11 protein-coding genes are annotated in these 13,406 nt (G+C 69.0%); 4 read left to right on the forward strand and 7 right to left on the reverse strand.

The genetic code is table 11. The features are described from left to right. Nucleotide 1: 1 nt before the first annotated feature. From ACFVT1_RS32235 to ACFVT1_RS32265, 7 genes are all read right to left on the reverse strand, one after another. Nucleotides 2-1,291 (reverse strand): phenylacetate--CoA ligase family protein, encoded by a 1,290-nt coding sequence (locus ACFVT1_RS32235; RefSeq protein ID WP_389801835.1) that lies wholly within the window; start codon nt 1,289-1,291, stop codon nt 2-4. Then, the gene (locus ACFVT1_RS32240; protein ID WP_389801838.1) at nt 1,288-2,067 is read right to left on the reverse strand and encodes an amidohydrolase family protein; all 780 of its coding nucleotides are present in this window, start codon (nt 2,065-2,067) and stop codon (nt 1,288-1,290) included. Before ACFVT1_RS32240 ends, ACFVT1_RS32235 begins: the two co-directional genes overlap by 4 nt. Next, complete coding sequence (locus ACFVT1_RS32245) at nt 2,057-3,310, reverse strand: 3-dehydroquinate synthase II (protein WP_389801841.1); 1,254 nt, start codon at nt 3,308-3,310, stop codon at nt 2,057-2,059. Before ACFVT1_RS32245 ends, ACFVT1_RS32240 begins: the two co-directional genes overlap by 11 nt. A 75-nt stretch (nt 3,311-3,385) precedes the next feature. Continuing rightward, nucleotides 3,386-4,210 carry a class I fructose-bisphosphate aldolase family protein gene (locus ACFVT1_RS32250; protein WP_389801843.1) on the reverse strand — a complete coding sequence of 275 codons (825 nt, stop codon included), beginning with the start codon at nt 4,208-4,210 and terminating at the stop codon, nt 3,386-3,388. Then, the gene (locus ACFVT1_RS32255) at nt 4,207-5,289 is read right to left on the reverse strand and encodes a Coenzyme F420 hydrogenase/dehydrogenase, beta subunit C-terminal domain (protein WP_389801846.1); all 1,083 of its coding nucleotides are present in this window, start codon (nt 5,287-5,289) and stop codon (nt 4,207-4,209) included. The genes ACFVT1_RS32250 and ACFVT1_RS32255 overlap by 4 nt, the downstream gene beginning before the upstream one ends. Further along, on the reverse strand, nt 5,286-6,710 hold the full coding sequence (locus ACFVT1_RS32260) for a phenylacetate--CoA ligase family protein (protein WP_389801849.1): 1,425 nt from the start codon (nt 6,708-6,710) through the stop codon (nt 5,286-5,288). Before ACFVT1_RS32260 ends, ACFVT1_RS32255 begins: the two co-directional genes overlap by 4 nt. A gap of 212 nt (nt 6,711-6,922) precedes the next feature. After that, nucleotides 6,923-7,372 carry a nitroreductase family deazaflavin-dependent oxidoreductase gene (locus ACFVT1_RS32265; protein ID WP_389801852.1) on the reverse strand — a complete coding sequence of 150 codons (450 nt, stop codon included), beginning with the start codon at nt 7,370-7,372 and terminating at the stop codon, nt 6,923-6,925. A 192-nt stretch (nt 7,373-7,564) separates the two neighbouring features. Here ACFVT1_RS32265 and ACFVT1_RS32270 point away from each other — a divergent pair, with 192 nt between their 5' ends. The 4 genes from ACFVT1_RS32270 to ACFVT1_RS32285 all read left to right on the forward strand — a co-directional run bounded on the left by ACFVT1_RS32270 (nt 7,565) and on the right by ACFVT1_RS32285 (nt 13,039). Next, complete coding sequence (locus tag ACFVT1_RS32270; protein WP_389801855.1) at nt 7,565-9,151, forward strand: MFS transporter; 1,587 nt, start codon at nt 7,565-7,567, stop codon at nt 9,149-9,151. Nucleotides 9,152-9,158: 7 nt separating this feature from the next. After that, entirely contained in the window at nt 9,159-10,799 is a 1,641-nt protein-coding gene (locus ACFVT1_RS32275; RefSeq protein WP_389801858.1) for an FAD-dependent monooxygenase, read from the forward strand. 35 nt (nt 10,800-10,834) lie between these two features. Next, a complete protein-coding gene (locus ACFVT1_RS32280; protein ID WP_389802007.1) occupies nt 10,835-11,647 on the forward strand; it encodes a class I SAM-dependent methyltransferase in 813 nt (270 codons plus the stop codon). A 414-nt stretch (nt 11,648-12,061) separates the two neighbouring features. Continuing rightward, nucleotides 12,062-13,039 carry an ArsR/SmtB family transcription factor gene (locus ACFVT1_RS32285; protein WP_389801861.1) on the forward strand — a complete coding sequence of 326 codons (978 nt, stop codon included), beginning with the start codon at nt 12,062-12,064 and terminating at the stop codon, nt 13,037-13,039. Nucleotides 13,040-13,406 lie beyond the last annotated feature (367 nt).

The following is a 13,406-nucleotide window of genomic DNA, read 5'->3' on the forward strand; positions in this document are numbered from 1 at the left end:
GTCAGTTCTCCTGGGAAGTACCGGTGTAGTCGAGGCCGCGCCCGCTCTGACCACGCGTGCGCAGATAGACGGGTTTGAACATGGCTTCCTGCTCGGTGCGGCGGTCGAGCGTCATCCGGGTGCCCGGCGGGACGACGCTGATGGTGGAGCCCATCCCGAGACGCCCTTCGAGCGCCGCGGCCAGTTCTCCGGACCGCCGCCGGACTTCGGCGATCCCGGATTCCGTGGCCTCCAGCTCCAGGGCCAGACGGTCGCCGTCCACCTCGCCGGACCAGAAGACCGGTTCGCAGCCGTACAGCGCCCCGTACACGACGTCCTCGACGTCGATCGGGAACAGCTCACGCCCGCGGACCGAGAAGCGGTCGGCCTCCCTGCCGTGGACCCGGACCTGCGGCCGGTCGCTGCCGCACGGACACGACGCGTCGGTCACGGTCACGATGTCCCCCATGCGGTACCGCACGATCGGCATGGCCCGGCGGTGGTACGAGGTGACGACCAGCTCACCCGTGCCGCGCGGGGTGCACCGGCCGCTCGCCATGTCGAGGACCTCGAAGCGGAAGCGGTCCGACCACAGGTGCAGGGTGCCGTACGCGCACGCGCCACCGAGCGTGGTGGTCTCCGTGGAGCCGTAGTCCGGGAAGAGCGTGACGGACCAGAGCTCCTCCAGGAAGCGCTTCTTGGCGGGGCTGAGCACCTCGCCGTTGACCACCGCCGCCCTCAGGTCCGGGAAGTCCTCGGCCGGGTCGAGACCGGCGTCGAGGGCCCGACGGGCGAAGAGCATCAGCTCGACGGGCATGCAGTAGGCGACCGTCACCCGGTAGTCGCGCAACAGCCGCAGTGCACGGCTGTACGGCATCAACTCGGTCCGGTTGCCCGCCGGGACGACCGTGGCACCGGCCCGCTGCGCCGCCCCGTGCATCTGATGGGCGGTGGTGAGCATCGAGTACGGCGTCTTGACGAGCACGACGTCCTGCTCCGTCAGCGCGACGCCGTTGAACAGCATCCGCTCCAGCCACTCGTCGATGTCGCCCCGGGTGAAGTACGCCGGAGTGGGCTCGCCGGTCGTACCGCTGGACTCGTGGACGACCGCGATCTCGGACCGCTCGACGGCGAGCAGGCCCTCCGGATAGGCGAGGCGCAGATCGTCCTTCGTGGTGAACGGCAGCCGGGCGAAGAGCCCGTCCGACCAGTCCGCCGGATCGACGCCCGCGTTCCGGTACTTCGCCCGCAGGTACGGCGCGTTGCGGTAGGCGTGGCCCACGATGCCGGCCAGCAGGTCCTGGTCCGTCATGTGCTTCCTCCCTTCCTGGTGTGTGTGACGCGGCGGATGTTGCCCCCGAGGACCGCCGGCAGATCCGCTTCGGCGACGGCCAGGGCGAGTTTGGTCAGCTCGACCCTCGGGTGCTGGATGGGGAACTCCGAGCCGAACACGACCCGTTCGGCACCGAGCGTCTCCACCGCGTTCTTGATCACGAAGTCGAATCCGCCGGACGTCTCGAACAGCACGTTCTCGGTGTCCCGGATCTCCTGCGCGGCGTCCAGATCGAAGTTGCCGCGCCCGGCGTGCCCCAGGATGAATGTCACCTCGGGGTTGCGGCGGGCGAGTCGTGCGTACGACTCGACCGAGAGCGCACCGTTGCCGATGCAGTGCGAGTAGACGGGCAGGCCCCGCTCCGCCGCGAGGTCGACGTACGACTGGACCCGGGGGTCGAGATGACCGATGCCGTGCACCCCGGGGGCGAACTTGATCCCGGCGCACTCCTCGACGAGCTTCCGGTCGGCCTCGCCGGCCGCCCGGTGCGGGTTGACGAAGCAGAAGGCGGCGAGCGAGGGTTCGCCCTCGATGGCCTCCAGCAGCTCGGCGTTGTCGGCGTCGACGTCCCGGCCGGGACCTTCCGTCACGATGGTGTGGGACAGCTCCATGGGGGAGACGACGCCCCCGGCGACCAGGAAGGCCGCCGAGACGTTCTCCGCCGCCATGGTGGCGAGCAGTCGCGGTACCAGTGCCCGATTGGCATGGGCATGGGCGTCGACCACCTCGATGCCGTCCCATGCGTCACTGCTCAATGATCAGCTCATCCACTTTGACGCCCACGTGCCGGCCGGGCTCCTGGGTGAAGCCGAACACCTCGTCGCCGGGCTTGAGTTCGGTGATGTTGCGCGGCTTGGAGTCGGTGCCGAACACCCGGACGTGCCAGTCCTCCTGCATGATCGTGGTGATCCGGGTGCCGTCCGGGGCCTCCGCGATGATCTGCAGCATCGGACGCCGCTCGATCTTGACGCGGCCCACGGTGACCGGACGTGCCGTGCCGTCCGTCCGGACCGCCAGCACCTCCATGCCGGCCCGCAGGTCGGACAGGTACCACGTGCGGTTGTCCGGTGCCAGTACGTACATCTGCAGGGCACCCGCGTTGACCCGGAACGGCCGGGTCGGCATGTAGGGCAGCGGGTGGGTCTCGCTGGTGGCGAGAATGCCGCCGCCGGAGAAGCAGCCGAGCAGCACCCCTTCGTCGAGCCCCATGTACGAGGTGAAGTCGAGGCAGGCCCGGTCGCCCATGCCCACGTGCCGGGTCTCGATGATCGTCAGCTTCTGCAGCTGCTGTCCGTGGGTGCGCTGTGCCGCCACGAGCACCTCGTGGAGACGGTGGACCGCGGTCAGATCGTCGACGTCGACGAGAACACCGTCGGCGCCGATCTCCAGGACACCGAAGACCACATTGGCCTCCACGCTGTCCTGCACACCCATGACCGTCTGGCAGCCGTGGTTCTGCGCGTCCGCGAGGACGATCTCCAGCGGGATCTTGGTGGTGTCCTTGAACGTCACCAGCAGGAGCTTGACCACACGGGTCATCTCGACGGCCTGCTCCAGCGAGCGCGGGTCGACGACGTCGACCGAGGCACCGACCGGGATGCCGATCCTGGACTCGTTCTCGACGAACCAGTTGCTCGCCACGACCGCCGCGTCCAGCACGAGGACGTCGTAGTCCTTGCGGATCCGGTCGAGCTTCTCCTGGGACGGGACACCGGAGAACAGCTTGATCTTCTGAAGACCGGCGGGCACCAGCGACAGGTGCTCCTCGTCGATGACGACGCCGCCCCCGTCGCCGTGCAGGCGCTGCACGGCCTCGAAGATCTCGGCGGTGTCGGGGCGTCCGGCGATCTTGCGGAAGTCGTGCCAGGTGTACTTCTTGCCGGGAGGCAGCGGGGCCTGCACGGGGGCCGGCTCAGCGGCGGTCGTCTTCTTGGCCGGTGCCGGAACCCGCTGCTTGTTCGAAGCGGCCTTGGGCTTGTCGTCGATGACGTCAGTCATGTTCGCCTTCTGTTCGATGAGAGGAGAGGGAGATGCAGAGGAGACGGCCGGAACGGAACGGCCGGACATTGCGGCTCAGACGGCCGCGAGCGGCGCGTCGCAGGAGAGGTGTTCCTGGTAGGCGGCGTAGACCCGGTCCGCGGACCACCCGTGGTGGATGAGCTTGCCGAGATGGCGGGTCAGGGCCGTCGTGTCGGGCGACTCGAAGATGTTGCGGCCCATCGACACCCCCGCCGCACCCGCGTCGAGCGCCTCGGCCACGGTCGTGAAGAGCTTGCGCACGTCTCCGTGCGCCGCCCCGCCGGCGATCAGGATCGGGACCGGGCAGCCCTCGACGATCCGGGAGAACGTTTCGGGATCCCCGGTGTAGTGGCACTTGACCAGATCGGCGCCGAGTTCGGCCGCCATCCGGGCCGCGTGGCCCACCTTCACGGGGTTGTGCTCGTCCTCCGGTGAACTGCGGACGTACACCATGGCCAGCAGGGGCACCCCCCACAGGGCGCACTCCTCGGCGATCTTGGCGGTGTCCACGATCTGCTCGGGCTCGGTCTCGGTGCCGGCGTTGATGTGCAGGCTCACCGCGTCCGCGCCGAGCCGCACCGCCTCGGCGACGGTGCAGACCGCCACCTTCCGGTTGATGTGGGCGCCCAGTGAGGTCGAGGCACTCATGTGCACGATCAGTGCCGTCTCGGGCCTCAGGCTGCCCTGCACGGTGGGGACCAGCCCCTTGTGCAGGACGACACCGTTGGCGCCTCCGTCGGAGACCTGTTCGACCGTCGCGGCGATGTCACGCAGCCCTGTGGTCGCGCCGACGCTGATGCCGTGGTCCATGGGAACGATCAGTGACCGTCCCGCTTCGGACATCAGGCGGCGTGTGCGCAGACTCTTCCCCTCGTTCAACGTTGGTTCCCCTTGCTGTAGAGCGGTTTCGGGGTTCCGAACCCGCGGGATCCTTGGTTCTTCCGTGCGAGCCAGGCGCGTTCGTTGGGCGACATGTCCTGCACGGTGATGTAGCCGGCGGCCTCGGCGCCGCTGACCAGGTCGTGGCCCTCGCGCGTCTGCACCATGAATCCGGACCACTTCAGTCCGGGGGTGTCCAGGCCACCGACGGAGACGTCGGCGTAGGCGGCGTGCCAGCGGCGGCAGCCCTGGCAGGAGGGGGCCGTCTGTCCGGCGAGCAGATAGCCCAGGTACTGGCCGAACGGGGTTCCGGTGGAGCCGTCCGGAGTGCTGACGCTGAATTCGAGCCTGCCGTCGCGTCGTGTGTACCCCACTTCCGTGACCCGGGCCGGGTCGACTCCGACGGCGGAGATGAAACGCTCGGTCCCCTCGGTACGGAAGTTGTTGCCGCACCACAGTCCGACCGCGTGGGTGATGGCCCGCACCGCGCGGCGCGGCCCTTCCTCCAGCCGGTCCTGGGCCGCCTGGAGCTGTCGCAGCGATTCGATGTGGCAGGGCAGCCCCACGAGCATGACCCGTTCGTGTCCCTCCTCGGCGATGCGGTCCAGCACGGAGAGTGTGGGGCTGAGCGCGTACTTGGGACCGCTCGCCGCGATCACCTCGCCGCGCGTGGTCGCGATCAGCGGACGCGGTTCCCAGGCCGAGTCCCCGCCGAACCCCGTCATGACCACTCCGTCGACGCGACCGGACTCCAGGAGATACAGCGCGAGCCCGGTCGTCAGTCCGCCCGAACCGGTCCGGGCCAGCAGCTCGGGGTCGGTCAGCCGGCCCACCAACTGCCGTTCCTCATCGGGCCGGTGGTCCGCCATGTAGTCCTGGAGCACCGTGCCGCCCGCCCGGTTCTCCGGGCAGACGTCGAAGCACACCCGGCAGCCGGACGCGCAGGACCCGTCGATGACCGGCTGCTCCTTCGCGTACGAGAGCACGTCGACCGGGCAGGCCGGTACGCAGGCACCGCAGTAGCTGCACAGGTCGGTCTTGAGGACCGCGTGGTGGAGGTCGGCGAAGCCCGTTCTCATCGCAGGCCCGCGCGCTCCGCGGCCGGATCGAAGAGCCGCTCCACCGGGAGGAGCTTGCCCGACGCAGGCGGTACGAGAGCATCCACGATCCGTACGTCCACCGAGGCGCCCTCACCGAAGACGGGGGTCACCCGCTCGGCGACCCGCTCGGCCAGCCCCGGCGCGCTGTCCGGCAGCGGCACCACGGACACGGTCACCCGGTCGAGGGTCTCCTGCACCAGACGGAAGCGGCGGACGCCGCTGATCGTCTCGAACATCTCCATGAAGACGCCCTGCGGGACCGGTGCGACACCTGTCTCGGCACGCCGGTAGAGCAGGGTGTTCTCCCGGCCGAGAAGCTCCTTGACCACGGGAAGGCTCCGGCCGCAGGCACAGCCGTCGGTGCTCACCGACATCAGATCGCCGAGCCGGTACCGGATGATCGGCAGGGTGCGGTGCCAGTAGGTGCTGATGACGATCGATCCGAACTCACCGTCCGCGACGGGGCGGTTGTCCTCGTCGAGGATCTCGATCCGCATGCAGTCCGTGTTGAGGTGCATCGAACCCTGCTCGCACGTCCAGCCGATGTAGCCGGTGTCCGTGGAGCCGTAGAGGTCGAAGATGCGCACGCCCTCGAAGGCCGCGAGCGCCCGCCGCTGCACATCCCGTTCCAGCGTCGCGCCGGTGTTGATCAGTGCGAGCGGACGCCAGGAGAAGTCCGGATTGGCCTCCTTGTACTCGGTGAGCATGCGCAGCGTCGAACCGAAGCAGGTGAGTACCTGCGGGTTGAAGTCCGCCAGCTCCGCCGCGGTTTCCTCGACGGTGACCGCGCGCCCCTCCCGCAGGACCGGAATCATGCGGAAGAACTCGGGCGGCAGATGCTGCTGCATCTTGTACCCGATCATGTGGGCTCCGGTGACGATGATCGCCGCCGACCGCAGCGGGCCCTGCGGCTTGATCCCGGCCAGGATCGCCCGCATGAAGCGGAAGTACTGGGCGCGGATGTGGGCCTGCTCGCGCGGGTCGTAGACGAAGTAGCCGGGCTTGCCCGAGGTGCCGGCGGTGCTGACCACCAGGAGGTCCGAACCGTTGAACGGCTCGTCCACCAGGGACCGGTCCGACAGGTACTGCGCCACGTGCGGGAAAGAGATGTCCGTCCGGGTCCTGACCATGTCGAAGTTCTTGAGCAGGACGGACTTGTCCATGAACGGCAGATCGGCCCAGCGTTCCGGAGAGTTCAGCAGATCGTCAGTCGGGTGATGGCGCAGGACATTCGCGAAGTAGGGCGACTCCTGCCGTGCAAATTCTAGTTGTGCGCGCATGAGATGCCGCCCGCGTGCCGCGAGTTGTTCCGCGGACAGGCTTTCGTTCTCCTCCAGGAAGTTGTAGACCCCCAGGATGGAGGACTGTCCCGCAATCATTCGGTCGCGTATGACGTCCACTGAAACCTGCTCCTCCACTGGCTGATGTGCTCAAGTATTGGCCGGGGAACAGGAGTGGTCCGCTGCGCATTCTGGACGGGAAACGCGCGAGCTTGCGTCTTTGGGAAGCGGGGCCCGGACGGACACCATGAAAAAGGGGCAGAGGCCCGGCGAATACGCCCGGCCCCTGCCCCCTATTTCCGCTGCCCCTACGGCAGCGCGATGAGCTCCCGTCAGCCGTCGGTAGGCTTCAGCACGACGACCGGGAAGAGGCGGTCGGTCTTCTTCTCGTAGTCGCGGTAGACCGGGAAGAGGCTCACATGCTGTTCGTACAGCCGGGCCCGCTCCCCGCCCTCGGCCTCGGTGGCCAGCGCGCGGAAGGTCTGCGGCCCCTGTTCCACCGTGACTTCGGGGTTCACCAGTAGATTCCGGTACCAGTCGGGATGGCCCGAGGCACCGCCCTTGGCCCCCACGACGACCAGGTGACCCGCATCGGTGGTGTAGCCGAGCGGACTGGTGCGGGGAAGCCCGGAGCGTGCCCCGGTCGTGGTCAGCAGGAGCAGGCCGGCGCCCCGCTCGTCGGGCCCCTTCTCTGTGCGGTTTGCCCGGTATTCATTGATAATTGGGATATTGACCTCGGCTCGCGTGCCGAACCCCCTGGCGGTGCCGCTCTGTCCGGTCATCAAAGTGCCCCTTCCATGTATGTGTCGCGGCAAACGGTAGTCGCCATTCCGTCCGGGTGTCACGGTGTGCGCAACCGGGAAGAGGCGCCACGGAGACTGCGTCGTTGGGAAGTTGATCAGTGCGGATGCTCCCGGCAGGCTGGGCGGAAGGTCCTTCAGAGCTTGTTGACAGGGGAAAGGAAACCGTTGCGGATGAGTGCTGCGACAAAGACCGAGAAGGAACCGATAGGTCATTTGCTGACCCCTGTATGGGGCTTCATTCTGGCTATGACGGTCTCGGCGCTCGACTCGACCATCGCGGGAACCGTAACTCCCACCATTGTCGCGGAGTTCGGACATGTGGAGTTGTCGGCCTGGGTGTTCGGCAGCTATATGCTCGCGCTCACCGCGCTGCTCCCGCTCTACGGAAAATTCTCCGACCATTTCGGCCGGAAGCGCATGATCTATATAGGCATCACCATTTTCCTGGTGGGCTCCGTATGGTGCGGAGTCGCCCAGGGCATGGTCGAGCTGGTGGCGGCGCGGGCGGTGCAGGGCCTCGGCGCGGCGGCGCTCTTCCCCATCGGCATGGCGGCCATCGGGCTCCAGTTCCCGCCGCGGCTGCGCAGCAGGCTGCAAGGCGTCTTCGCCTCCGTGTTCGGTCTGAGCAGTCTGCTCGGCCCGCTGGTCGGCAGCGGGATCGGCGAGTACGTCGGATGGCGGTGGGCGTTCTTCATCAACCCGCCGCTGCTGCTGATCGCCGCCTGGCTCATCCACCGCAACTACCAGGAGCACCGGACCGAGGCCACCGGGCAGAAGGTCGACATCCTCGGCGCCGTCCTCATCACCTACTCGATCGCCGGGGTGCTCTTCGCCCTCTACGAGGCGGGGGAGAAGCGGGACCTGGGGGAGTGGACCGTATGGGCGGCCCTCGTCACCGGCATCGCGGCGTTCGTCGTGTTCCTGATCGTCGAGCGTCGGCACGCATCACCGATCATCCCCCTCTCGCTGTTCTCCAACAGCACCCTGACCGCGGCGTTCGTCGTGAACTTCGTCATCGGCCTGGTGATGTACAGCGCGATCTTCTTCGTGCCCGTCTTCGCCCAGGGGGTCACCGGCGGCTCGATCGGGAAGACCGGGCTCACCCTCTTCCCCTTCCAGGTCGCCAGCATCGTGGGCAGTCTCTTCGCCGGCCGCGCCATCTTCAAGGTGGGCATCCGGGCGATGGGAATGCTCTCCATGTTCCTGCTCGCCGTCGGATTCGGCACCCTGATGACGATGGACACCGGCACGTCCGCCTGGACCACCGCCGCGTACACGCTGCTGATCGGGGCGGGCACCGGGGTCGGTCTGCCGGTCCTCATGATCGCGGTCCAGTCCGCGCTGCCGCCGCATCTGATGGGCATCGGATCGTCGATCACCCAGCTCGCCCGTGAGTTCGGCGGCATGATCGGGGTGAGCATGCTCGGTGTCCTCCAGTACTACCTGTTCGTCAACGAGACCAAGCAGCTCACGGGCCAGGCCGAGGAACTCGTCAGGCAGGCCGGACCGCGGGGCGTCAGCGAGATGCTCTTCTCGGAGAAGTCCGCCTTCCCCGCCGACCTGGTGGAACTGCTCCGCTCCGGCCTCAGCTCGGCCCTCACCAGCGTCTTCATGGTCACCGCGATCATCTGCGTGATCGGCGTCCTGGTGAGCACCCGGCTCGCCAAGGAGATGCGGCGCCCGGGGCCGCCCCCCGGCGTCCGGCCCGCCGGAGCCGCCGCTCCCGGGGGCGGCAGCGCCCCCGCAGGCCACAAGTGAGGAACCCATGACCGACACCAGAGTCCCCGTACTCATCGTCGGCGGTGGCACCGTCGGACTCGCCACCGCCCTCTTCCTCGGCCGCCATGGCATCCCCGCGCTGGTCGTGGAACGCCGGCCCGGACCGACGAAGCACCCCCGGGCGCTCGGCATCAACGAGCGCACCATGGAACTCTTCCGCGAAGCCGGCCTGGAGCGGGACATCGCGGCGGCGTCCGTACGGCCCCGCACCGCGTCCTGGCGGGACTCCGTACCCACCCTGGCCGAGGCGTCCTTCCCGCCGGGCGGCGGCCCCCTGGACTTCCGCAACCCCGCGCTCGCCGCCGTGACCCCCGTCGAGGTGGCGGGCAACTGCCCCCAGGACCGGATCGACGCACTGCTCGCCCCGGCCGCTCGCGCCGCCGGAGCGACGGTGCGCCACGACGCCGCCGTGACATCCGTGGAGTCCCACGACGACGGGGCCGTCGTCCGGTTCGCCGACGGCAGCACCGTGCGCGCCGACTACGTGGTCGCCGCCGACGGCGCGTCCAGCACCGTCCGACGCGCACTCGGCATCGGAGCCGAGGGCCCCGGCGTCCTCGGCGTGCCCAAGATGAACATCGTCTTCCGGGCCGATCTGTACGGCAGGTTCGGCAGCATCCCGTTCATGACCGACATCACCGCGCCCGGCGCCTGGGCCGTGCTGATCACCGTCGACGCCGAAGAACGCTGGATGCTGCACGTCGACTACGACCCCGCGGAGGGCCAGGGGCCGGAGGACTTCACCCAGGAGCGGTGCGAGCAACTGGTCCGCGCCGCCATCGGTGTGCCCGACGTGGACGTGGAGATCCTCAGCACCGCCCCGTGGCGGCTGACGGCCCGCGTCGCCGAACGGTTCAGGGACGGCCGGGTCTTCCTGGCCGGCGACGCCGCCCACACCATCCCGCCGCTCGGCGCCTTCGGCATGAACACCGGAATCGCCGACGCCCACAACCTCGCCTGGAAGCTGGCCCAGGTGCTGCGCGGCACGGCGGGCGAAGGGCTCCTGGACACGTACCACGCCGAACGGCACCCCGTGGCCGCCTTCACCCTGCGGCAGGCCATGCTCCGGCTGAAGAACCCGACCCTGCACTGGAACCCGTTCGCCGGGGCGCAGCGCCAGGAGGCCGGGGTCGCCAACACGCCTCTGGTGCACCTCGGTTACCGGTACGACTCGGCCGCCGTCGTCGATCCCCGGCCCGAGCTCCCGTCCACCGAGGACATCGCCGCCTCGCTCGACGGCGCCCCGGGCTCCCGCCTGCCGCATCACTGGGTGACCGTGGCCGGCGAGCGCGTCTCGACCCTCGACCTGGCGGCCTCGCGCTGGACGCTGTTCGCCGGACCCGACGGCGGCGACTGGTGCGACGCCGCCGAGAAGATCGCGGCGGCGGCCGGGCTCGATCTCGGCGTGCACCGGATCGGCGGAGACGGCGCCGGGACCGGCGACCCGACGGCCGGCTGGGAACGCGCGGCCGGTATCGGCGCCTGCGGCGCACTCCTGGCCAGGCCCGACGGTTTCGTGGCCTGGCGCAGCCGGGACGGCGCGCCGGACCCCGGCCGAAGCCTGTCCGCTGTGCTGTCCGCGGTTCTCGACCGACCCGACTTCGAACCGGGCCGTGGTGCGCAGTGACACCCGGCCCGCCCCTTCCCGAGGAGCCCACCGTGATGGAAGCCGTTTCCTACACCGCCCAGTGGACCGCCGCGGCCCGCGCTCTCGAAACCGAGCGCGACGACGCGCTGTTCAGCGACCCGTACGCGCGGACCGTGGCGGGCGACACCGGATTCACCCTGCTTGAGCGCTATGCGAGTCCGGTCACCGTCGAATATCTGGCGCTCCGCACGGCCTATCTCGACCAGGTACTGCTGAACTCGCTCACGGCACACGACATCGATCAGGTCGTGTTCGTCGCCGCGGGCATGGACACCCGCCCCTACCGGTTGGACTGGGGCCGCAAGGCTTCCGTGTTCGAACTCGACCGGGCCGCGCTGCTGGAGGTCAAGGACGAACTGCTGGCCGGTGTCGAGCCGGCGGAAGGGCTGACCCGTACGACCGTCGGTGTCGACCTCGCCGGTTCCTGGGAGTCGGCGCTGCACGACGCCGGGTTCAGCGGTGGGGCGCGCACGCTGTGGATCGTCGAAGGGCTGCTGTACTACTTGGAGGAGAGCTCCGTACGCGGACTGCTCGCCTCCCTGGCCCGGCTCTCCGCCCCCGGAGCGCTGGTGGCCGGCGACCTGATCAGTACCGCGGCGCTCAGCAACCCGGTGGCCCGCCCGTTCATCAAGGCGCTCGAGGAGGACGGGGCCCCCTGGCTCTTCGGCACCGATACGCCGGAGGAGCTGCTCGACGAGTGCGGCTGGAGTGTCCGGGAGATCAAGCAGCCGGGCGAGGAAGGCTCCGGCCGTTGGCCCTATCTCGTCCTGCCGCGCCAGGTGACGGACGTTCCGCGCAACTTCCTCTTCACCGCCGAACTGGTCTGATCACAAAAGGTAGTTGTCCGGCGCCAGCGCTGGGTTCACCGTACGCCGAAGGCGGGTGGGCCCGGCGCTCCGTCGTCTGCGGGGTGCGTCACGGGCGTGAACCTAACAGGCGTTGAGCCAACATGTCTAGACCAACTCATCTCGCTGAAAGTATGCACTGACGCACCGTGCGTAATGGTCGTGTGACCTGGGGCACAAGATCCTTGACAGTCGCCGGGCGGTTGTCGAAAGCTCGTTCATCATTGGTCTGGACCACGATGAATGGGCGGGGTTCATGTTCGAGTCGGCACGTGCTTCCGTCGTGGGCGCGTATCTTCCTCCAGGTGAACGTCCTTCAGGCGCGGAGCAGTTGGCATTCGTGCCGGATCCTGTCGCCGAGGCGGGGGCCCGGGTGTGCGAAGGCCGGGGGAGCCGGTGAACCGGCAGGCCCCGGACGTGCGGCTGGCGTTGTGCGAGCTGTGGCAGGCGTTCGGCGGTATCGCACTGCTGAGCCGGTACGGCCCCGACGCGCCCTGGCCGCATTCGGCGTGGGCCCGTGAGGCGTACGGGGCGCTGACGCCGCGCCTGAGGGCCGTTGCCGCGCTGGCCCGGCCCCGGGGGCGCATCCCCTCGTTCCTGACCGCGGGCGTCACTTCGCGCAGGTCGAGCATCGCCGGTGAGCTCGACGGCATCGCGCGCACGGCGCCCGGACTGGTCCGCGACGAACTCGCCCGGGAGTACCCGCGGGCGTTCGCCGATCCGCTGATTGCCGCGCTGATCCGTGATCCCGAGTCGCAACTGCGCTATCTGGCCGTGGAGTTCGCCCACTTCTGGCGAGCCGCCATCGAGCCTCGCGGGGTCGGTCTGGCGCGTTCCCTGGAGGAGGAGATCCTCTTCCGCTCGCGCACCCTGGCAATGAGCGGGGGAGTGGCACTGCTCCATGAACTCGGACTGCCCCGTGAGCGGACGGACGGCGCGGACCGCCTGACCGCCGTGCCGATGCTGCTCGCGGACGGCACCCACTGGTGGTCCGTGGCCGAGGGGCGGACGGTGGTCTCCTTCGCGGCGCGGGGAGCGGGCCTCCTGCGCGCGGAACCGAAGCGGGACGGCGCGGACCGGCCGCAGCGTGCGGACCGTCTGGCGATCCTGCTGGGCCGGGGGCGCGCCTCCGTGGTCCGTGAACTGGCGGTACCCATCACCACATCCGCACTCGCCGACCATCTGGGACTCGCCGCCAGCACGGTCTCCCAGCACCTTTCGGCCCTGGTCTCCGCCGGCGTGGTGCAACGCCACCGGGCGGGCACCCGCGTCCTCTACGAACTCAACCGCGAGGGCATGGCGCTGGCGGAGTGCCTCATGAATCGACAGCCGGCGGACGGCGCGGAACTGGCGCACGGACGCGGCGTCCGATAGCGCGACCGCCTCGGGTTCCGGCCCGGATCCTGATGGCGGATCTCCGCTGTGATTGTCATGGGCATGCTTATTTTTATGTGACGGACGGTCAATTGATGGAAACCAGCCCCTTCTTCGGGCCGAGGACCGATCATGGCCTGATCCCTCGCGGCGTCCACGCGGCACGCGGGGCGCAACTGCGGCGATTCGGCGTGCACCGAAAGGGTTGTTGCCTGCCCGGCGGTCGACAAAAGTCGAGGTGGGAACTGCTCGACCGGAGGACCGCGAAGACGTGAGCAAGACACTGGGAACCGTCCACTTCCACAAGCCCGAACGCGTCGCCGGACCGACCTGACACGGTGCCTGGTGCCTGGTCGCGGCAGTCGGA

The sequence above is a fragment of the Streptomyces sp. NPDC057963 genome, from assembly GCF_042887155.1.
Classification (GTDB): Bacteria; Actinomycetota; Actinomycetes; order Streptomycetales; family Streptomycetaceae; genus Streptomyces.